Origin of the sequence: Tessaracoccus sp. OH4464_COT-324 (assembly GCF_003932855.1) — a bacterium.
GTDB lineage: Bacteria > Actinomycetota > Actinomycetes > Propionibacteriales > Propionibacteriaceae > Arachnia.
In genome coordinates, this window is sequence record NZ_RQYZ01000001.1 from 89,142 (window position 1) to 108,633 (window position 19,492).

17 protein-coding genes are annotated in these 19,492 nt (G+C 65.7%); 13 read left to right on the forward strand and 4 right to left on the reverse strand.

Features of this window, described 5'->3' with window-relative positions; translation table 11 throughout:
* Positions 1 to 72: 72 nt before the first annotated feature.
* The 4 genes from infB to EII42_RS00435 are packed head-to-tail and all read left to right on the forward strand — an operon-like array spanning position 73 to position 5,058.
* Positions 73 to 2,880, forward strand: coding sequence for a translation initiation factor IF-2 (infB, locus tag EII42_RS00420; RefSeq protein WP_125170134.1), 2,808 nt, complete (start codon positions 73 to 75; stop codon positions 2,878 to 2,880).
* Positions 2,880 to 3,299, forward strand: a complete 420-nt coding sequence (gene rbfA, locus EII42_RS00425; protein WP_125170135.1) for a 30S ribosome-binding factor RbfA — start codon at positions 2,880 to 2,882, stop codon at positions 3,297 to 3,299. Before infB ends, rbfA begins: the two co-directional genes overlap by 1 nt.
* Positions 3,296 to 4,189, forward strand: a complete 894-nt coding sequence (gene truB / locus EII42_RS00430) for a tRNA pseudouridine(55) synthase TruB (protein WP_125170136.1) — start codon at positions 3,296 to 3,298, stop codon at positions 4,187 to 4,189. Before rbfA ends, truB begins: the two co-directional genes overlap by 4 nt.
* Complete coding sequence (locus EII42_RS00435; protein WP_233558206.1) at positions 4,186 to 5,058, forward strand: bifunctional riboflavin kinase/FAD synthetase; 873 nt, start codon at positions 4,186 to 4,188, stop codon at positions 5,056 to 5,058. Before truB ends, EII42_RS00435 begins: the two co-directional genes overlap by 4 nt.
* Before the next feature lie 97 nt (positions 5,059 to 5,155).
* On the opposite strand, the gene EII42_RS00440 is transcribed toward EII42_RS00435, so the two are convergent.
* A complete protein-coding gene (locus EII42_RS00440; RefSeq protein WP_158676346.1) occupies positions 5,156 to 6,802 on the reverse strand; it encodes a DUF2207 domain-containing protein in 1,647 nt (548 codons plus the stop codon).
* 300 nt (positions 6,803 to 7,102) lie between these two features.
* Between EII42_RS00440 and EII42_RS00445 the strand changes: the two genes are divergently transcribed.
* The gene (locus EII42_RS00445; protein ID WP_158676347.1) at positions 7,103 to 8,218 is read left to right on the forward strand and encodes a neutral zinc metallopeptidase; all 1,116 of its coding nucleotides are present in this window, start codon (positions 7,103 to 7,105) and stop codon (positions 8,216 to 8,218) included.
* A gap of 2 nt (positions 8,219 to 8,220) precedes the next feature.
* Here EII42_RS00445 and EII42_RS00450 read toward each other — a convergent pair whose 3' ends face one another.
* A complete protein-coding gene (locus tag EII42_RS00450; RefSeq protein ID WP_125170140.1) occupies positions 8,221 to 8,700 on the reverse strand; it encodes an N-acetyltransferase in 480 nt (159 codons plus the stop codon).
* 180 nt (positions 8,701 to 8,880) lie between these two features.
* Between EII42_RS00450 and rpsO the strand changes: the two genes are divergently transcribed.
* The 3 genes from rpsO (at position 8,881) to dapB (ending at position 12,522) form a co-directional block, all read left to right on the forward strand.
* Positions 8,881 to 9,144 (forward strand): 30S ribosomal protein S15, encoded by a 264-nt coding sequence (gene rpsO, locus EII42_RS00455; RefSeq protein ID WP_125170141.1) that lies wholly within the window; start codon positions 8,881 to 8,883, stop codon positions 9,142 to 9,144.
* Positions 9,145 to 9,495: 351 nt separating this feature from the next.
* Positions 9,496 to 11,694 carry a polyribonucleotide nucleotidyltransferase gene (locus EII42_RS00460; RefSeq protein WP_370318075.1) on the forward strand — a complete coding sequence of 733 codons (2,199 nt, stop codon included), beginning with the start codon at positions 9,496 to 9,498 and terminating at the stop codon, positions 11,692 to 11,694.
* A gap of 90 nt (positions 11,695 to 11,784) precedes the next feature.
* The gene (gene dapB, locus EII42_RS00465) at positions 11,785 to 12,522 is read left to right on the forward strand and encodes a 4-hydroxy-tetrahydrodipicolinate reductase (RefSeq protein WP_199729767.1); all 738 of its coding nucleotides are present in this window, start codon (positions 11,785 to 11,787) and stop codon (positions 12,520 to 12,522) included.
* A 1-nt stretch (position 12,523) separates the two neighbouring features.
* Here dapB and EII42_RS00470 read toward each other — a convergent pair whose 3' ends face one another.
* Positions 12,524 to 13,045: a GNAT family N-acetyltransferase gene (locus EII42_RS00470; RefSeq protein ID WP_125170143.1), complete on the reverse strand. Its 522-nt coding sequence runs from the start codon at positions 13,043 to 13,045 to the stop codon at positions 12,524 to 12,526.
* A gap of 33 nt (positions 13,046 to 13,078) precedes the next feature.
* Here EII42_RS00470 and EII42_RS00475 point away from each other — a divergent pair, with 33 nt between their 5' ends.
* The 5 genes from EII42_RS00475 to proB all read left to right on the forward strand — a co-directional run bounded on the left by EII42_RS00475 (position 13,079) and on the right by proB (position 18,098).
* Positions 13,079 to 14,755, forward strand: a complete 1,677-nt coding sequence (locus EII42_RS00475) for a ribonuclease J (RefSeq protein ID WP_125170144.1) — start codon at positions 13,079 to 13,081, stop codon at positions 14,753 to 14,755.
* 130 nt (positions 14,756 to 14,885) lie between these two features.
* Positions 14,886 to 15,194, forward strand: coding sequence for a 50S ribosomal protein L21 (gene rplU / locus EII42_RS00480; RefSeq protein WP_125170145.1), 309 nt, complete (start codon positions 14,886 to 14,888; stop codon positions 15,192 to 15,194).
* Between the two features lie 10 nt (positions 15,195 to 15,204).
* Entirely contained in the window at positions 15,205 to 15,456 is a 252-nt protein-coding gene (rpmA, locus tag EII42_RS00485) for a 50S ribosomal protein L27 (protein WP_125170146.1), read from the forward strand.
* Positions 15,457 to 15,532: 76 nt separating this feature from the next.
* The gene (gene obgE / locus EII42_RS00490; protein ID WP_125170147.1) at positions 15,533 to 17,017 is read left to right on the forward strand and encodes a GTPase ObgE; all 1,485 of its coding nucleotides are present in this window, start codon (positions 15,533 to 15,535) and stop codon (positions 17,015 to 17,017) included.
* Positions 17,007 to 18,098, forward strand: a complete 1,092-nt coding sequence (proB, locus tag EII42_RS00495) for a glutamate 5-kinase (RefSeq protein WP_125170148.1) — start codon at positions 17,007 to 17,009, stop codon at positions 18,096 to 18,098. The genes obgE and proB overlap by 11 nt, the downstream gene beginning before the upstream one ends.
* On the opposite strand, the gene EII42_RS00500 is transcribed toward proB, so the two are convergent.
* Positions 18,095 to 19,336 carry an MFS transporter gene (locus EII42_RS00500; protein WP_125170149.1) on the reverse strand — a complete coding sequence of 414 codons (1,242 nt, stop codon included), beginning with the start codon at positions 19,334 to 19,336 and terminating at the stop codon, positions 18,095 to 18,097. The genes proB and EII42_RS00500 overlap by 4 nt on opposite strands.
* Positions 19,337 to 19,492 lie beyond the last annotated feature (156 nt).

Sequence of the window (19,492 nt, forward strand, 5' to 3'; positions counted from 1 at the left end):
ATGAGTTACCAACGATGAGCAAGAACTAACCGGTCCTGAGCCGTCAGGCTTGGGCCCTCTTGAAGGAGAGTAGTGGCTAAGCCTCGCGTTCACGAGATCGCAAAAGAAATTGGAATGGCCAGCAAGGATCTGCTGGCTTGGCTGAAGGATCAGGGCGAGTACGTCCGCGGCGCCTCCTCGTCGCTGGAGGCCCCCGTGGTCCGTCGCATCAGAGAGAACTTCGGGAAGCAGGTGGCCGAAGCGCCGAAGGTTGCGCCCGCGCCGACGCCTCCCGCTGCACCCAGCGCACCCGTGGCGCCGAGGCCGGCTCCGGCCAGCGCCGCGCCTGTACCTAGCGCGCCCGTGGCGAAGCCGGGGCCGAAACCAGCGGCGCCGATGCCGAAGCCTGCGCCGAAGCCAGTCCCTCAGGCAGAGGTGTCAAGCGCCCCCGTGGCCCCGACGCCCGCGCCCCCCAAGCCTTCCGCACCCAAACCTGCCGCGCCGACCCCAGGACCACGGCCCGGCCCGAAGCCGAAGCCAGGCGGGCCCAAACCGGGACAGCCGACGCCGGGTCCCCGGCCCGGTGCGACCCCCGGCCCTCGTCGCCCTGGCACCCCCCGCCCAGGCAACAACCCGTTCGCTGTCAGCCAGGGGATGGGCACGCAGCAGCGTCGCCCGCGCCCCGACGAGCGGCGCGGCCAGGCGCCGCGTCCCGGCCAGGGAGCCGCAGCCGGTGGGGAACAAAACCGTATGCCGCGTCCCGGCGGAACTTCCGGGATGCCGAGGCCTAATCCTGCGATGATGCCGAAGCAGCAGTCTTCTGCTCTTGGCGGCACCCAGCGCCCGGCGGGCCGCGGCCCGGGCCGCGGCCGGCCCGGCGGCGGTAGGCCGGGGGCGGGCGCGCCTGCAGGCGGTGGCTTCGGTGGTTCACCGGCCGCCGGCCCAGCCGGTCGTGGAGGGGGCCGCGGTCGTGGTGGCACCCAGGGCGCGTTCGGCCGTGGCGGCGCGGGAGCTCGTCGCGGCCGAAAGTCGAAGAAGCAGCGTCGCCAAGAGTTCGATGAGATGGTGGCGCCCGCGATCGGCGGCGTGCGCGTTCGCAAGGGTGACGGCAAGACGGTGCGCCTCCGTCGTGGTGCGTCGCTGACCGACCTGGCCGAGAAGATCGGTGTGGACGCGGCGGCACTCGTGCAGGTGCTGTTCCACATGGGCGAGATGGTGACGGCCACCCAGTCCGTCAGCGATGACACCTTGGAACTGCTGGGCGCCGAGCTGGATTACAACATCGAGGTCGTCTCCCCGGAGGATGAGGACCGTGAGCTGCTGGAGAGCTTCGACGTCGAGTTCGGCGAGAACATCGGCGACGAAGACGACCTGGAGGCCCGTCCCCCGGTGGTGACCGTCATGGGACACGTTGACCACGGCAAGACCAAACTCCTCGACGCCTTCCGGAATTCGAACGTCCAGGCTCGCGAGGCAGGCGGCATCACGCAGAAGATTGGCGCCTACCAGGTTGAGGCCGAGGTCGACGGCGAAAACCGTCGAATCACGTTCATCGACACCCCAGGCCACGAGGCCTTCACGGCCATGCGTGCGCGTGGCGCCAAGTCCACCGACATCGCGGTGCTCGTGGTTGCCGCGGATGATGGCGTGATGCCCCAGACGATCGAGGCCCTCAACCACGCGTTGGCGGCTGACGTGCCGGTCGTGGTGGCGGTCAACAAGGTCGACAAGCAGTCCGCTGATCCCACGCGCGTCCGGGGCCAGCTCTCCGAGTACGGTTTGGTGCCGGAGGAGTACGGCGGCGATACGCAGTTCGTCGACGTCTCCGCGGTCACCGGTCAGGGCCTCGACGAGTTGCTGGAAGCCATCGTGCTCACTGCCGACGCTGCTCTCGACCTGCGCGCCAACCCGGAAATGCCCGCTCAGGGCGTGGCCATCGAGGCTCACCTCGATAAGGGGCGCGGCGCGGTCGCGACCGTGCTGGTCCACCGGGGTACGTTGCGCATCGGCGACTCTATCGTCGCGGGCTCCGCTCACGGTAGGGTTCGCGCGATGATCAACGATGCGGGTGAGAACGTGGACGTGGCCCCGCCGTCGATGCCGGTGCAGGTGCTGGGTCTGACGTCCGTGCCGGGAGCCGGCGACAACTTCCTGGTCGTGGAGGACGACCGGGTGGCCCGCCAGATCGCCGACAAGCGGGAGGCTCGGATGCGTGCGGCTCTGCAGGCGAAGACGAGCCGCCGCAAGACCCTCGACCAGCTGTTTGAGCAGATGGAGAAGGGCGAGACCCAGGAGTTGCTACTCATCCTCAAGGGTGACGGCGCCGGATCCGTTGAGGCCCTGGAGGACGCGCTCACCAAGATCGAGGTGTCTGACGAGGTCAGCCTGCGTGTTATCGACCGCGGCGTGGGTGCCATCACCGAGACCAACGTTTCGCTGGCTGCGGCATCGAAGGCGGTCATCATCGGATTCAACGTTCGTCCCACCCCGCACGCCGCGCAGCTGGCGGATCAGGAGAACGTGGACATCCGGACCTACTCGGTCATCTACGACGCGATCGACGAGATCGAGGCGGCGCTCAAGGGCATGCTCAAGCCGATCTTCAAGGAGGAGGTGCGGGGTCAGGCGGAGATCCGCGAGATCTTCCGTTCCTCCAAGATCGGCAACATCGCGGGCTGCATGGTCATCGATGGCTCCATCAAGCGCAACGCCAAGGCTCGCCTCATCCGCGACGGCGTGGTTGTGCAGAACACCTCCATCGCGTCGCTGCGCCGCGAGAAGGACGATGTCACCGAGGTGCGCGAGGGCTACGAGTGCGGTCTCACGTTGCACAACTACTCCGACATCAAGATCGGCGATATCGTCGAAGTCTTCGAGATGGTTGAACAGGAGCGGGTCTGATGCCGAGCCCACGAAACGCCAAGCTGGCTGACCAGATCAAGACGATCCTGGCAGCCACCATTGACCGGAGGGTCAAGGATCCACGAAAAGGGTTCATCACCATCACCGATGTGCGCCTGAGCGGCGATAATCGTGAGGCGACTGTGTTCTACACGGTGCTCGGCGACGAGGCTTCGCGCGCGGGTAGCGCGGCGGCCTTGGAGTCAGCCAGGGGCATGCTGCGCAGCGTGGTGGGGGCTCAGCTGGCGATGCGGCACACCCCGAGCCTCGAGTTCGTGCTCGACGCGACGGGAGATGAGGCCAAGCACATCGAGGACCTGCTGGCCCGCGCGCAGGCCAGCGATGCGGCCGCTGCTGAGGCCCGGGAGGGCAGAGCCTTCGCGGGAGAGTCGGACCCTTACAAGAAGCCGAGAGAGTGACCTCCACCGACGGGCTGGTGATTGTCGACAAGGAGTCGGCGGTCACCAGCCATCAGGTCGTTGGGCGGTTGCGTCGCCTGCTGGGAATCCGCAAGGTCGGGCATGCCGGCACCCTGGATCCGATGGCCACGGGCGTGTTGATCCTCGGGGTCGGTAGGGCGACGCGTCTGCTCGGTCACCTTGCGCTGCACGACAAGCGCTATCTGGCGACGGTTCGCTTGGGCGCGCGGTCGGATACCGACGACGCTGACGGCACCGTCGTGCCCGTTGCGGATGCCTCTGGGATCACCGAGGCCGAGTTGGCTGCCGCTTGCGCGCCACTGCGGGGTGTGATCAGCCAGGTGCCCAGCGCAGTCTCCGCTATCAAGGTGGGCGGGAAGCGGGCTTACGCCTTGGCGCGGGCGGGCGAGGAGGTCAAGCTTGCCCCGCGCGAGGTCACCGTCTCGCGCTTGGACGTTCTGGCTGTTCGCCCGACGGGTTCGTGGCTGGATATCGATATCGATGTCGAGTGCTCCAGCGGCACCTACATCCGCGCCATTGCCCGAGATCTGGGCCTCGCTTTGGGAGTCGGTGGGCACCTGCGCGCGCTGCGGCGCACGCGGGTCGGCGGTTTCGATCTCGGGGACGCGGTGCGGTTGGGTGAGGAGGCTCCTCGGCTGATGAGCATGGCCGAGGCTGCCAGGCGCAGTTTCTCCGTGGTGGAGTTGAGTCCGGAGCAGGCTCGCGAGGTCCGCTTCGGCAGGGCGCTTCCCCTGCGGTTGGGTGCCCAGCTGACCGGGTTGATCTCGCCTGAGGGTCGGTTGCTGGCGCTGTACAGGGCCGAGGGCGAGCGGGCCGTTCCGGTTACGGTTTTCGTGGGTTCGAATGATCAGGATGAGGAGTGTTGGTGAGCGTCGCGATTGGTAACTTCGACGGAGTTCACTTGGGACACCAGACGGTGTTGCGCAGGGCGAAGTCCGTTGGGGAGCGGCTGACCGTGGTCACGTTCTGGCCGCACCCCGTCGGGGTTCTTAGCCCGGACAAGGCGCCCAAGCTGATCACGGACCTCCGCACCCGCATCGACCTGCTGCGGCAGGCGGGAGCCGACGAGATTCGGGTGGTGCGGTTCAATGAGTTGGTGGCGCGGATGAGCCCCGAGGAGTTTGTCCAGGAGTTTCTGCGCCCGCTCAGGCCAAATCGCATCGTCGTTGGGGAGAACTTCCGGTTCGGGAACAAAGCGTCGGGCGACGCGGCTCGGCTCGCCGAGATCGGGGGGGATTCCTTCCAGGTCGAGGCGGTGGAGCTCAGCGCGATCGGTGGCCAGTTGACGTGTTCGAGCCTGATTCGTCGCGCGTTGACTGAGGGCGACGTGGGGCTGGCCGCGCAGCATTTGGGTCGTCCCTTCCAGTTCTCCGGGCTGGTGGTCGTCGGGGACCGTCGGGGTAGGGACTTGGGCTTCCCGACGGCGAATATGGTGGTTCCGGACGACCTGGTGGTGCCGGCCGACGGCGTCTACGCGGGTTGGCTGAGCCGTACGGATCTGCCCAGCGCCGAACGACTGCCTGCTGCCATCTCGGTGGGCACGAACCCGACCTTCGATGGCGTGGAACGGCGGATCGAAAGCTACGTTCTGGATCGAGATGATCTTGGCCTGTACGGGCTGGAGTTGCGCGTTGACTTCGTTCAGCGGCTGCGGGGCCAGCAACGATTCGATGGTGTGGACAGCTTGATCGATCAGATGCGCCGCGACGTGGCCAGGACGCGTGAGTTGCTGAGCTAGGACTGGTTGCGGAAGGTAGGCCAGGCTGCGGGCAGCCACCGGGGGGAGAAGGGGACAGCGGGGTCCCCGCTCCGACGTCGCTTTCGATGCGGGCCCATCAACGGCCAAACAGATGGCCCTGGATCGACGCGATCAGGGCGTCGAGGGAATGCGGTAGGGCAGCCAGGTGCCAGTTGTCGGGTGCTCGGTACCAGCTGATCGCGTCCGGGTCGGGTTGGTCGTCGGCGTCCGCGTCAACCATGGCCTCGATCCAGCGTTCCTTGCCGCCCAGCACAACAGCGTAGGGCAGCAGCTTCGATATCTGCTCGAGTTCGCGCCCTGCCGGGAAGCAGTCGGTACGTTGCTGGGCGAGGATGGCGGAGAAACCGTTGAGTCCGGAGAGCAGCTCGGCGCCTGCCACGGAGCGGCGCGACATCTCCCCGGCAACGAACAGCGAGGCCACCCCGACTGCCAGAACTGCCAGGCCGACGAGCCCCCAGGTCGTGAGCCAGCCGAGCAGCCCTGTGGTGAGGACGCCGATCACCAGCAACACGCCGCCCACCATGCGGGAATCCGTGCGGGCCTTCCGCGGGTGTTTCACGAACCAACCTTCGGTCACGACGTCGCGGTAGAGCTCGTGCTGCACGTCGTAGAGCACCGGCCCTACCGCAGCCTGGATCCCGGAAACGAGCGTCCCTTCCGCCGGTGCGGCGGCTTCGAGCAGCTTCTTCTCGTAGGGACGCAGATCTTCTCCGGGTTTCCCGGTCGGCGTGAGACGCCAGTCGGTTCCGCCGGGGCTGTCGATCTGCTCGATGACCAGGTAGCCGCGCACGGCGAGGTCGAGGATCGTCGCGGTGATGTCCAGGGGGTCGACGGACTCGTCGGCCACCGTGCCGATCTGGCCGGGGCGGACTCCAGAGACCAGGCGGAACTCGTTGAGACCTTCGCCTATCGGGTGGAACTCGGCCACGACGGTGGGGCGGGCCGCCAGATCATCGCGGCCCATGCGGCGGTGCCAGAGCCAGAGCGCGGCCCCGCCGAGCAAGAGCGTTCCGGCGGCGGCGGCGCCCGTGGCCCAGGTCAGGGAGAATGCCCGATCCAGGGTCCAGCGGCTGTCGATCTGGGCGGTTACAGCGACGATGCTGCGCGGCTGACTGCCAGCAACGCTCAGCGTCTCGCCCGCCTTGAGCGGGCCGTCCTCGAACGTCGCGGCCTCTGGAACTTCGCGGTCGATGCTCCACAGCGCACAGTTGTGCAGGGCGGCCGGATCGCCGGCCTGGCAGTCGAAGTCGGGAGGCGGCGCGACGAACCGGAGATCGCCCGTGACTGTTTGTACTTCGACGTTGAGCGGCTGGACGAGGGGCCAGGAGAACTGGGTGATGTCCTGCGCGGTTTCACTCTTCGACGTTGCGCCGGAGACCCGGTAGCGCACGGTTGCTGTGCCTTCCGGGGCCTCGAAGGAATAGGCGACGGCCTCGGCGGTTTCCTCGACTCTGGCGGCCGGGGCCCCGGGAGCCTCCACCGTCAGGTCACTGATGCGATACCTTGCGGTGCGCAACTCGCTGACCGGGGCGGCGGTGGCGATTCGCTGGGTGATCTGCCCGGCGGGCACGCCCTCGAAGCGCTGTTCGACGAGCAGGGTCCCGTCGGGCTCCAACCGGGCGGAGACCGTCAACTGATCCACGGCATCGGCGGCCGACGCCGGGCCAACGCCCATTAGCAGCAGCGCGAAGGCGCCTGCGAGTGCCGAAAGAATATTGCGCACGTCCATCCCTTTTCATTGGTTGTGTTGCCCACTATTGCACATCCGCGTACCGCTGGGAGTCTTCCGAAGACCCGACCGTCCGCTACCTTGGTTTCCGTGAGTCAACCAATGAACCCTTGGTCGAATGGCCCGAATGGCCCGAATGGCCCGATTGGCGGCGCGTGGCGCAATCCGTATGCGGCCCCACCCGGCTGGCAACAACGCGGGCCGGGCCAGCCGACGGCATCGGGTTGGTCCGGTCAGCCGGCTCAGCAACCGGGCTGGGCCGGGGCGCCTCCCGTCCCATCGGGCCAGCCGGCGATGGGTAGCCAGTTTCCCGGCGTGCGTCAGCCGCCCTATGCTCAGGCGGGACAGCCGCCGACGATGCGGTTCCAGCCGGGGCCGACTCCGCAGGGCCCACCCTTCTACCCGGGCCAGTATCCACCGGCTTACCCGTGGCCGAAAGCGCGCAAGTCAGCTTCTCCGTTGCTGATCGGCCTGCCGCTTGTACTGCTCGCCGCACTGGTCGTCTTCTTCGGGTTGCTCGCCAGGGATTGGGGCTCGTCCCCGGAGCCCGATACCTCGTCCGGCGGGTCGGGTTCGCAGGGTCAGACGACCGACACCACCGGTGGTTCGGGAAACAACGATCCCACCTACCTGCACGAAGACTATAAGGTGCCCAGGCCGGGTAGCGGTGCCGGGGAAACGTTCGACACCTTCGACGACCCGAAGTATCTCACCAGCAACAGTTTCTACGAGCAGACGGTTCCCGTGCCAGTTAGGTGTGAGCTGTCGAAGCTGTCGAACATCTACGACAAGAAGCAACTGACTGAGTTTTTCAGGTCCGCTGCGGTGTGCCTGGTGCGTGTGCACGGCCCGAAGATCGCGGAGGCGGGTTTCGAGCCGCACCACCCGTTGGTGACGGTTTTCACCGATCCGGTGATCAATACACCCTGCGGAGAAGGAGAAAGCACTGCTGCTTTTTTCTGTCCAGCGAATGAGCGAATCTACTACGGGATTGACTTTGGGCGCTCGGTGAAGGCCGATCCGGCTGGCCTGTTGTTCGTGATGGCTCACGAGTACTCGCACGACGTGCAGGCCCGGGTGGGGATCTCGGCGCAGAAATTCTATGAATCCAAGGGCAAGCAGGTGGAGCAGCAGAAAGAAATGATGAGGCGAAGCGAAACGCAGGCGGATTGCTGGGCCGGTACTTTCATCAGTGCCACGAAGCTCTCGTTGGGTTACGGTGCGGCCGAGCTGCGCAGTATCCGAAGTCTCGTTGAGCAGGTGGGAGATGACCAGCTGGTGCCCCCGGAGGAGCTGCCCGACGAGCACGGCATCTCGACGACCCGGCTGAACTGGTTGGAGAGGGGTTTTGCCGCCAAACGATACGGGGAGTGCAACAGCTTCGTGGCGCCCAAGGATGAGGTGAAGTAGCTTCAGAGCGCGGTGAGCGATTTCTTGTAGACGGCGTAATGCTCTGCGGCCTGCTGACCTTCCTCCACCTGGGTGACCTCGGGATCCTCGACGAAGATGTGCTCACCGGTGGGCAGGTAGTCGAGCGAGATGTAGAGCGGGATCGCCTTGATGTTGTTCGGGTCCACCGCGAGGTAGACAGCCGGGAAACCAAGGTTTCGGGCCTGCTCCTCCAACCAGTGGGACAGGGCGCGGCCCGCGCCCCGTCGTCGCGCCTGCGGGTATACCCACATGTTGCGCAACTCGGGTCTCCAAGGGCCCTCTCCCAGATCCAGCAGGGCCGTGCCCAGCGGGGAGTCGCCGGAATAAGCCACGGCGAAGAGCAGCCGCCCGGTCCGGCTGAGGGCGAAGTGCTCGTCAACGAGATTCAGCTCAGGGCGAGCCTGGTGAGCGCGCAGGACGGGGAGGTCTTCCTCGACAACGAGACGCACGACGATCGACATTGGTCCTCCTGACGGAACTTCGGTGTTCGGGCCAGACTAGCCGGTGCCGGCTCAACTTTGGGCGGGAGTTCGTCAGGTGATAGGGTGGCGAGGTTGCCGTTAGATCGGCCACGGTTCAGTAAGAGCCTCGAAAGCACCCGCGACTGAGGCGCCGTGCAGCGAGTCGGAAGGAGCACCTGAATGGACGCCGCTGAGAAGAAGAAGATTATCGAAGAGTACGCGACTGCGCCTGGTGATACCGGCTCGCCGGATGTCCAGATTGCGCTGCTCAGCAAGCGCATCTCGCACCTCACCGAGCACCTGAAGCAGCACAAGGGCGATCACCACTCCCGGCGTGGCCTCCTGCTGCTGGTCGGCCAGCGCCGCCGGCTGCTCAACTACGTCGCGAAGAAGGACATCGAGCACTACCGCGAGCTCATCGCCCGCCTCGGCCTTCGTCGCTGAACTGGTCGATTCCAAACATGAAAGGGGCTCAACGGGCCCCTTTTGTGTTTCGTGGACCCAGGGTGGTCGTCGGCCGTCAAGGCGTGCTGCCGAGGGGATGCGCCGCCGGGAGGAGGCATGTTCTGCCGCGGACAACCGTGCAGTATCGGTGGCCGAAAAGCGCATTATCGCTTCTTGTCGGGTAGAGTTGCCCCCGGGCAACCGTGTAACGACGATTTGCCGCCCTCCTGGGAGCAGCATTCGGTCCTCGGTAGTGGTTTTCGGGCGTGGTCCCGCGAGCCTCGATCGAAGACCGGGCGCTCCACTGGCGGTTGTTCCGTTGGGCGGCACCAACGAAAGGACACCCTGCAAGTGGCAGGACTTGAATACACAGAGGCCGTTATCGATAACGGCGTCTACGGCAAGCACGTGATTCGCTTCGAGGCGGGGCAGCTTGCTCAGCAGGCCGACGGGTCGGCCTGCGTCTACATTGACGATGACACGATGCTGTTGTCGGCGACCACGGCTCAGAAGACGCCGCGCGACGCGATCGACTTCTTCCCACTGACCGTGGACATTGAGGAGCGGATGTACGCCGCGGGCAAGATCCCGGGCTCCTTCTTCCGCCGCGAGGGTCGTCCCGGCGAGGGCGCGATTCTCGCAGCTCGCCTCATCGACCGTCCGTTGCGGCCGGCCTTCATCAAGGGCCTGCGCAACGAGGTGCAGGTGATCGTCACCGTCCTGGCGCTGAATCCGAGGGTGTACTACGACGTGGTGGCCATCAACGCGGCGTCGATGTCCACTCAGCTGGCTGGTCTGCCGTTCTCCGGCCCGATCGGCGGTGTGCGCGTGGCGCTGATCGACGACACCTGGGTTGGCTTCCCGACTGTGGACCAGGCGGCCCGCTCCACGTTCCAGATGGTGGTGGCCGGGCGTGTCCTGGAAGACGGCGACGTGGCCATCATGATGGTCGAGGCTGGTGGCACGGAAGCAACCTGGGAGCTCGTGCGCGCGGGGAAGACCGCCCCAACGGAGGAGGTCGTTGGCCAGGGCCTGGAAGCGGCCAAGCCGTTCATCAAGGCGCTGTGCGAGGCTCAGGCCGAGTTGGCCGCCAAGCTGCCCAAGGAGACCTACGACTTCCCGGTCTTCGTGGACTACGGCGACGATGTGTATGCGGCCGTGGAGAAGCTTGCCGCGGAGCGGATCTCCGAGGCGATGACCATCCCCGGCAAGCAGGACCGCGACGACGCCACGCACACCATCCGGCAGGAGGTCGCGGAGGCGCTGTCCGCGGACTTCGAAGGCCGCGAGAACGAGATTTCCGCTGCGCTCAAGTCGCTCACGAAGAAAATTGTTCGCCATCGCACCCTCACCGAAGGGGTCCGCATCGACGGGCGCGGCGTGACCGATATCCGTGAGCTCTCGGCTGAGGTCGCCGTGGTTCCGCGAGTGCACGGTTCTGCGCTGTTCCAGCGTGGCGAGACGCAGATCCTGGGCGTTTCGACGCTGAACATGCTCGACATGGAGCAGAAGATCGACACCCTGGCGCCGGAGCACACCAAGCGCTACATGCACAACTACAACTTCCCGCCCTACTCCACGGGTGAAACCGGCCGCGTCGGCTCCCCGAAGCGTCGTGAAGTTGGCCATGGCGCGCTTGCCGAACGGGCCTTGGTTCCCGTGCTGCCCACCCGTGAGGAGTTCCCGTACGCGATCCGTCAGGTGTCCGAGGCACTGGGGTCCAACGGGTCCACCTCGATGGGATCCGTCTGCGCCTCGACTTTGTCGCTGCTGAACGCCGGCGTGCCGCTGAAGGCGCCGGTGGCGGGCATCGCGATGGGTCTGATGAGCGAGGAGCTCGACGGCCAGACCAAGTACGTGGCGCTCACCGACATCCTGGGTGCTGAGGACGCGCTGGGTGACATGGACTTCAAGGTCGCGGGCACGCGCGACTTCGTCACCGCCCTGCAGCTGGACACGAAGCTCAACGGCATTCCCGCCACCGAGCTGCAGAAGGCTCTGCTGCAGGCGCGGGACGCGCGGCACACCCTCCTCGACGTCATGGGCGAGGCCATCGACACGCCCGACGAGATGAGCCCGTTCGCTCCGCGCATCGTCTCGCTGCGGATCCCCGTCGACAAGATCGGCGAGGTCATCGGCCCGAAGGGCAAGATCATCAACCAGATCCAGGATGAGACTGGCGCCAACATCGCGATCGAGGATGACGGCACCGTGTACGTGGGGGCCGATACCGGCTCCGCCGCGGAGGCCGCAGTCGCGCAGATCAACGCGATCGCCAACCCGCACATGCCAGAGAAGGGCGAGCGCTTCCTCGGCACGGTCGTCAAGACCACCACTTTCGGCGCGTTCGTCTCCCTGCTGCCCGGTAAGGATGGCCTGCTGCACATCTCGAAGCTGCGCGCGCTGGCGGGCGGCAAGCGAGTGGAGGAGGTCGAGGACGTGGTGAGCGTCGGACAGAAGCTTCAGGTCGAGATCTCCGAGATCGACGACCGGGGCAAGCTGTCGCTGATCCCCGTCGTGGACGACGCCGAGGGCGACTCGGCTGAATGATCTCCCCGACACCCAGCTTGGGCTGGTAGAAAGGAGGCGGCGCCATCGGGCGTCGCCTCTTTTGCTTCGTTCCGGGAGGACTGAATGAATGTGATCAAGGTGGGCGTGTTCGGCCACAACGGCAAGATGGGCAGCGAGGTTGTGCGCGCGGTCGAAGCCGCGGAAGACATGGTGCTGCACGGGGTCGCGGATCTCGGCGACGACCGGGAGGGGATCGCGGGGGCGAGCGTCATCGTCGATTTCACTCATCCTGACGCGGTGCTGGGGAACATCGAATGGTGTGTGGAGCGAGGCATTCACCTGGTGGTGGGAACCACGGGCTTCTCGCCGAAGCGCCTGGAGCGGGTTCGGCAGTTGTGCGCCGCAAAACCCGAGGTTGGGGTGCTCATCGCTGCCAACTTCTCCATCGGGGCGAATCTGATGATGCGGTTCGCAGAATTGGCGGCGCCCCACTACCCGTCGGTGGAGATCATCGAGCTGCACCATCCCAACAAGGCCGACGCGCCGTCCGGTACCGCGACGAGCACCGCGCAGCGCGTCGCCGCTGCCCGGGCTGCTGCGGGTCTGGGGCCGGTCCCCGACGCGACAGTGCACGACGAGCTGGGCGCGCGCGGAGCGGTCATCGACGGGGTGCACGTGCACGGAGTCCGCCTGGCGGGGCTCGTGGCGCACCAGGAGGTACTGTTGGGGACCTCGGGGGAGAGCCTCACCATCCGCCATGACTCCTTCGACCGGGCGTCCTTCATGCCCGGCGTGCTGGCGGGGGTGCGGTTCGTCGGACAGCGTCCGGGGCTCACGCTGGGCATGAGCGAGGTGCTCGGAATCTGAGTCAGGCGCGAATGTCGGTGGCCAGCCGGATCAGCTTTATCGAGTGTTGCCCGTCCTCGGTGGCGCTTTCCTGGTGGGCGCCGTCGGCTGCCCAACCGCTGGAGGTGAAGAAGGCCCGCAGCCGGTCGGCGGTGCTGGGCAGCCAGATGGTGGCGACGTCGAAACCGTCGGCGCGCAGCGTGTCGACCGTCGCCTGCATCAGCCGGGAACCGTGGCCCCGGTCTCGGGCGGCGGGGTCGACGATGAACTCGGCTATCTGCCCGGTGGCAGGGCTCGCGTCGGGATCGGAGGAGGGCTGGGTGGCGGCGAAGGCGGCGACGCCCGCCTCGCCGAGGGCTACCAGCACGCGCATGGTTGCCAGCTGCGCCCGCGTGATCGCCTGATGCCAGATTTGGCTTGCCTCGTCCGCGTTGATGCGTTCCAGCATGAAACGCAACTGGGGGCTCTCGCCCCAGGCCTTGCGCTGGATGCGGGCGATGTCGACGGCCTCGGCGGGCATCGCGAGGCGAACCGTATTGATCATGCGGACAGTCTATTGTCCGTTAGCCTTAGCTACATGACTGAGTTGCGCACCCCTGACAAGCTGAAGCCGGGTACCTTGCGGATCATCCCCCTGGGCGGTCTGGGGGATGTCGGCCGGAACATGACTGCCTTCGAGATCGATGGTGAGATCGCGCTGGTGGACTGTGGCGTGCTGTTTCCGGAGGAGTCCCACCCGGGGGTGGACCTGATCCTCCCGGCGCTCGATTACCTGAACGACCGGCTGGACGACATCGTCGCGCTCGTGCTGACTCATGGGCATGAGGACCACATCGGCGCGGTTCCCTACCTGCTGAAGATGCGCCATGACATTCCCGTTTACGGCTCGAAGCTGACGCTGGCCTTCGTCGCCCCGAAGCTGCGCGAGCACCGGATTCGCGACTTCCGGCTCTACGATGTCACCGAGGGTGACGAGGTGCGGGTGGGAAATTACGAGTTCGAGTTCCTGGCCGTGAACCATTCGATCCCCGACGCGCTGGCGGTGGCGATTCGCACCAAGGCCGGGCTGGTGCTGCACACCGGCGATTTCAAGATGGATCAGCTGCCGTTGGACGGGCGCATCACCGATCTCCGCGGTTTCGCGAGGCTGGGCACGAAGGGTGTTGACCTGTTCCTGGTGGACTCCACGAACGCGGAGACTCCGGGGTTTACCACGCACGAGGTGGACATCGAGCCGGCGCTGCAGCGGGTCTTTGATGCCGCGAAGGGCAAGCTGATCGTCGCCTGTTTCGCGAGCCACGTCCACCGGGTGCAGCAGGTGCTGGATCAGGCTGCCGCCCACGGCCGTAAAGTGTGTTACGTGGGGCGCTCGATGGTGCGCAACATGACCACCGCGCGCGATCTGGGCTACCTCAAGGTGCCCGCCGGGATCATGATCGAACTGAAGGACCTGGGCAAGTATGCCGACCACGAGGTGGTGGTGATTTCCACCGGCTCGCAGGGGGAGCCGCTGGCGGCGCTGAGCAGGATCGCAAATCAGGAGCATCAGCACATTTCAGTGGGTGAGGGGGACACCGTTTTGCTGGCCAGCTCGCTCATCCCGGGCAACGAGAACTCGGTCTTCCGGGTGATCAACGGGCTGACGAAGCTCGGGGCCAACGTGGTGCACAAGGGCAACGCGCTGGTGCACGTTTCGGGCCACGCCTCGGCCGGGGAGCTGCTGTACTGCTACAACATCCTGCAGCCCAAGAACGTGCTGCCCGTGCATGGTGAGATCCGCCACCTCGTAGCTAACGGGAAACTCGCGATCAAGACGGGGGTCCCTCCGGAGAACGTGGTGATCGCAGAGGACGGCGTGGTGATCGATCTAGCGAAAGGCAAGGCCCGCGTGGTGGGCAAGATCGACGCCAGCTACATCTTCGTTGATGGGTCCACCGTGGGCGATGTTTCCGACGTCGTCAACGATCGGTTGATTCTGGGGGAGGAGGGGTTCATCTCCGTGATCTCGGTGGTCAACTCGCGCAACCGTGAGGTGATTTCCGGGCCGATCATCACCGCCAGGGGCCTCGCCGAGGATGATTCCGTCTTCGACGATGTGCACCGCCAGATCTACGACGCCCTGGAGTCTGCGCTGCGCGACGGCGTGGAGAACCAGCATCAGCTGCAGCAGGTGGTCAGGCGCACGTTGGGCCAGTGGGTTTCGCGAAAGCTCAGGCGGCGCCCGATGATCGTGCCGGTGGTGATCACCACCTGAGCTGACGATTGGCGGAGGTTTGACCCGGGGGGCTTCGTGGCGTATCGTTGACCCCCGGTGCATTCCGGCTGGCGTGATCGCGTCGTCGGGACATGTGTAAGCTTTATCAGTACAAGAAGGTAGGTCAGGCGTGTACGCGATCGTGCGCAATGGCGGACGCCAGCACAAGGTTGCTGTTGGCGACATCCTCGACATCGACCTGGTGTCCGAAGAGGTCGGCGGTACCGTCAACCTGCAGCCCCTGCTGCTCGTCGACGGTGACAAGGTCACCTCTGACGCCAAGGGTCTTCAGAAGGTCTCCGTGACCGCAGAGGTCATGGGCGAGACCAAGGGTCCGAAAATCCGGATCCTCAAGTACAAGAACAAGACCGGCTACAAGAAGCGCCAGGGTCACCGTCAGCGGTACACCCAGGTGAAGATCACCGGTATCGAGAGCTGAGGGAGTTCAAATGGCATCCAAGAAGGGCGTTTCCTCCACCCGCAACGGCCGCGATTCCAACGCGAAGCGCCTCGGCGTGAAGCGCTTCGGCGGCGAGTCCGTGGGCGCCGGGGAGATTCTGATTCGTCAGCGTGGTACCCAGTTCCACCCAGGCGACAACGTGGGTCGTGGCGGCGATGACACGCTGTTCGCGCTCACCGACGGCACGGTTCAGTTCGGTGTCAAGCGCGGCCGCAAGGTCGTTGGAGTTCTACCTGCCTGAGTATCTGCTCTGTGGAAGCGGCCCTCCGGGGCCGCTTTTGCTTTTCTCCTCTCCACCACACGGCTAGGCTCGGTACATGGCTATTCCATCCTTCGTCGACCGCGTGAAGTTTACGATTGCTGCAGGCAACGGCGGCAACGGATGCGCGAGCGTGAAGCGAGAGAAGTTCAAACCCCTTGGCGGCCCCGACGGGGGAAACGGCGGAAACGGGGGATCGATCGTCTTCCGGGTAGACAGCGGCCTGACCACTTTGTTGGAGTTCCACCGGCAGTCGATCCGGCGTGCGAGCAATGGCCAGCCAGGCCAGGGGGATTTCAAACACGGTGCGAATGGTGACGACGTTGTCCTGGTGGTGCCGAGCGGCACCGTGATCACTGATCTGGGCAGCGGGGAGTTGCTCGCGGATCTGACGGAGCACGGCGACGAGTTCGTCGCGGCCGAGGGTGGCAGGGGTGGGCTGGGGAACGCGGCTCTGGCCTCTTCCGCGCGCAAGGCCCCCGGGTTTGCGCTGCTGGGTGAGGAAGGCCAGAGGCGGGAGGTCCAGCTTGAACTCAAGGTGGTCGCTGATGTTGGGCTGGTCGGGTTCCCGTCGGCGGGTAAGTCCTCGCTGATCGCCGCCATTTCCAGGGCCAGGCCCAAGATCGCTGACTACCCGTTCACCACTTTGGTGCCGAACCTCGGAGTGGTCCTGGCTGGTGACGTCACCTACACGGTGGCGGACGTGCCGGGCCTGATCGAAGGGGCCTCGTTGGGCAAGGGGTTGGGGTTCGATTTCCTGCGACATATTGAACGTTGCCAAGCGATTGTGCACGTCATCGATCTGGGAACGTACGAACCGGGCCGGGACCCGATCACGGATCTGGCAATCATTGAGGGGGAACTGAAGGCACACGGCGGGCTCGACGAGCGGCCGCGCCTCATCGCGCTCAACAAGGTCGACTTGCCGGACGCACACGACATGGCCGACATCGTTCGGCCGGATCTGGAGGCAGCGGGTCACCGGGTTTTTACGATATCGACGAAGACCGGAGAGGGGCTCACGGAACTGAAGTTCGCTATGGCCGCGCTGGTGGCGCAGCGACGCGCGAAGCAGCTAGTTCCCGAGCAGCGCCCGGTGCTCAAGCCGAGACCAGTCGGGCGGCGCGGCAGCAAGGAGTTCCAGATCGAGCGCAAGGGCGACGGCGAGGGTGGTTTCGTGTGGCGGGTCACCGGTGAGAAGCCCGAGCGGTGGATCCGGCAGACCGACTTCAATAACGCGGAGGCCGTCGGATATCTTTCGGACCGGTTGAACCGGCTGGGCGTCGAGGACAAGCTGCTGGAGTTGGGGGCGCGGGCCGGTGACGCGGTTGCCGTGGGTGGCCAGGATGCTGTGGTTTTCGACTTCGCCCCACAGATAGAGAGCGGCGCGGAGTTGTTGAGCCGGCGCGGAGAGGATCAGCGTTTTGAGACGCAGCGACCGGCGGTGGGCCGTCGGCGCGAGCGTGATGCCGAGTACCATGCGGCCAAGGAGTCGGGCGTGGATTACCTGACGGAGGGCTGGGACGGTGACGATGAGGCGTGAGGTCACGCAGGCCAAGCGCATCGTCGTCAAGATAGGTTCGTCTTCGCTGACTCTCCCAGACGGTCGGCTGGATCTGGGGCGCCTCTCGGCGTTGTCGGCTGACTTGGCGGCGATTCATGCCAGGGGCGTGCGCGTGGTGCTGGTGACCTCGGGCGCGATCGCTGCAGCACTGGGGCCGTTGGGGCTGAGGCGCCGCCCGAAGGATCTGGAGACTCAGCAGGCCGCCGCTGCGGTGGGGCAGGGCCTGTTGGTCCGGCACTATTCCGATGCCTTCGCGGCCCACGGAGCCACCATCGCACAACTGTTGTTGACGGTGGATGATGTGTTGAGCCCGACGACCTATCGAAACGCGCTCAACACGTTCTCCCGGCTGTTTCGGCTGGGGGTCATCCCCATCGTCAACGAGAACGACACCGTTGCCACGCACGAGATTCGTTTCGGCGATAACGATCGGTTAGCGGCGTTGATCGCGCACTTGGTGCGCGCGGATGTGCTGTTGTTGCTGAGCGACGTGAAGGGCCTCTACACCGCGCACCCCGATGTGCCGGGCGCGGAGTTGATTAGGCACGTGCGTGATGTGCACTCGCTGCAAGTGGACACGTCGCGATTGGGCTCGCGGGTCGGGACTGGAGGGATGCGCACAAAACTCCAGGCAGCCGAAATCGCCACTTCTGCCGGCGTCAGCGTGGTACTCGCTCACGCTGACGACCTCAGCCGGGCGCTGTCCGGCGACGAGGTCGGGACTCTGTTCGAGCCTTCAGGTAAGCGGCGTCCGCGACGGCTGCTCTGGCTGGCGCACGCGGCGGAGCCGAGGGGGCGGGTGCACGTCGATGGCGGGGCGGTGGAGGCCATCGTCCAACGGCAGGCTTCGCTGCTTCCGGTCGGGGTGGTACAGGTGGAGGGCGCGTTTTCGGAGGGCGAACCGATCGAGGTGGCCGGCCCGGACGGCAGGGTGGTTGCCCGAGGATTCGCTGGCTATGGGTCACACGAGTTGGTGGAGGCCGTGCGTAACAATCATGGTGAGGACGTTCTCGGCATGCATGGCCCGGTCGTCCATCGCGACCTTCTGGTTCTGCTTTAGCGGCTGTTTCGAGGGCCTGGGCGGGCCGGGGTGCCGATAGCGTCTTCGAACTGGCCCTGGCCGGTTCTTCTTCCGGGGAGCTGAGTGATGGGCCGGGTGGCCAGGCTCCAGGCCGCGCCCAGCCAAGTTGCGGCGCCGACACCCAGCAGCGCCGCCGGTAGGCCAGTCACGGAGAGCACCACGGCTACGGCCCCTGGCCCGAGTAGCGCGCCGATCTGAGACGTCATGGCCCAGATGCTCAGGAACTTGGCCCTGCCGACGGCTGGGCTCAGGTCTGCGCCGATGGTCATGTTGATGCCGGCGCCCAGGCCGTTGCCGACGCTGAGCACGGCCACGCCGAGCATTAATCCGAAACCGGTGGGAATCAGCGGAGGAAGGGCGAAGCCGCACCCGAACAGTGCCAGGCAGATGGCCAGGGTCTCGGACCTGCCCAAGATATCCTTCAGGTGTCCGCCGGGCACCATCAGTGTGAGTTCTATCGCGGAGCCGATTGCGACGGCGAGCGAGATCTGGGCGCTGGACCAATCAAGCATGACTCCCCAGAGGGAAACGATGACCGGTTGTGAAGCCCGCGCCATCGACAACAGCATGACGGGGAACGCGGCAAAATAGACCGCGCGCCAACGGATGTCTTCTGCCTGCGCGTTGGGAGTCCGGTCTCGGATGTTGTCGAGGCCGGAGCCTCGCGAACTGTTGATGACGACCAAGGCGATCAATGAGCAGGAAGCGGCGAACACGAAGACGCTCCAGATGGGCAGCCACCACAGTAGGGCCGAACTCAGCAGCGGGCCGACCACGCTGCCGAAGCGTTGTGTCCCGCCGAGCGCAGTAAGCGCGCGCCCGCGTAGGTTCGAGGGCACAGCATCGGCGACGAGCGACTGTCGGGCAAGGTTCCAGGCCACCACGGAGGGGGCACGCAGGAGGAGCGAACCTACGAAGAGGGAAAGGGAGTAGCGGCTGGGTGCCGCGATGGCGTATGCGCTGACCAGCATCAGCGTCGCGCCAACCGGTATGGCGAGGGTCATGGCTCGCCGGTCTCCGACACGGTCGATGTAGGCTCCGACGGGGAGGGAGCTTAACAGGGAGGCGAGGCCCGCAAGGCTGATCAGCGCTGCCGCTAGGGCCGACGAGGCCCCAGCCTCCAGGGCGGCTAGCACGAGGACCGGCAGTACGGCCCCGCTTCCCACGGCGAGCAGGCCCGACGGGAGCAGAACTGGCCAGAACAGCGAGCGGTACATGGGAGAAACCTACCAAGGCTGAACACGGGGCTTTCTCGTCGAAATGGGGCGCGCCGAGGCCGATTCTCGGGTGAGCCAATACTTCTATTTGTTGTTGATAAATACTAATATATGCACTGTGGATTCCCAGCCGTGCGTTGGTCGAGAGGAGCTGAT

What these genes read in the sequence shown, in the direction of transcription:
- rbfA (WP_125170135.1), top strand. Translation starts at nt 2,880, where the DNA reads ATGCCGAGCCCACGAAACGCCAAGCTGGCTGACCAGATCAAGACGATC.
- EII42_RS00445 (WP_158676347.1), top strand. Translation starts at nt 7,103, where the DNA reads ATGGGTAGCCAGTTTCCCGGCGTGCGTCAGCCGCCCTATGCTCAGGCG.
- EII42_RS00450 (WP_125170140.1), bottom strand. Translation starts at nt 8,700, where the DNA reads ATGTCGATCGTCGTGCGTCTCGTTGTCGAGGAAGACCTCCCCGTCCTG.
- rpsO (WP_125170141.1), top strand. Translation starts at nt 8,881, where the DNA reads ATGGACGCCGCTGAGAAGAAGAAGATTATCGAAGAGTACGCGACTGCG.
- EII42_RS00470 (WP_125170143.1), bottom strand. Translation starts at nt 13,045, where the DNA reads ATGATCAATACGGTTCGCCTCGCGATGCCCGCCGAGGCCGTCGACATC.
- EII42_RS00475 (WP_125170144.1), top strand. Translation starts at nt 13,079, where the DNA reads ATGACTGAGTTGCGCACCCCTGACAAGCTGAAGCCGGGTACCTTGCGG.
- rpmA (WP_125170146.1), top strand. Translation starts at nt 15,205, where the DNA reads ATGGCATCCAAGAAGGGCGTTTCCTCCACCCGCAACGGCCGCGATTCC.
- obgE (WP_125170147.1), top strand. Translation starts at nt 15,533, where the DNA reads ATGGCTATTCCATCCTTCGTCGACCGCGTGAAGTTTACGATTGCTGCA.
- proB (WP_125170148.1), top strand. Translation starts at nt 17,007, where the DNA reads ATGAGGCGTGAGGTCACGCAGGCCAAGCGCATCGTCGTCAAGATAGGT.
- EII42_RS00500 (WP_125170149.1), bottom strand. Translation starts at nt 19,336, where the DNA reads ATGTACCGCTCGCTGTTCTGGCCAGTTCTGCTCCCGTCGGGCCTGCTC.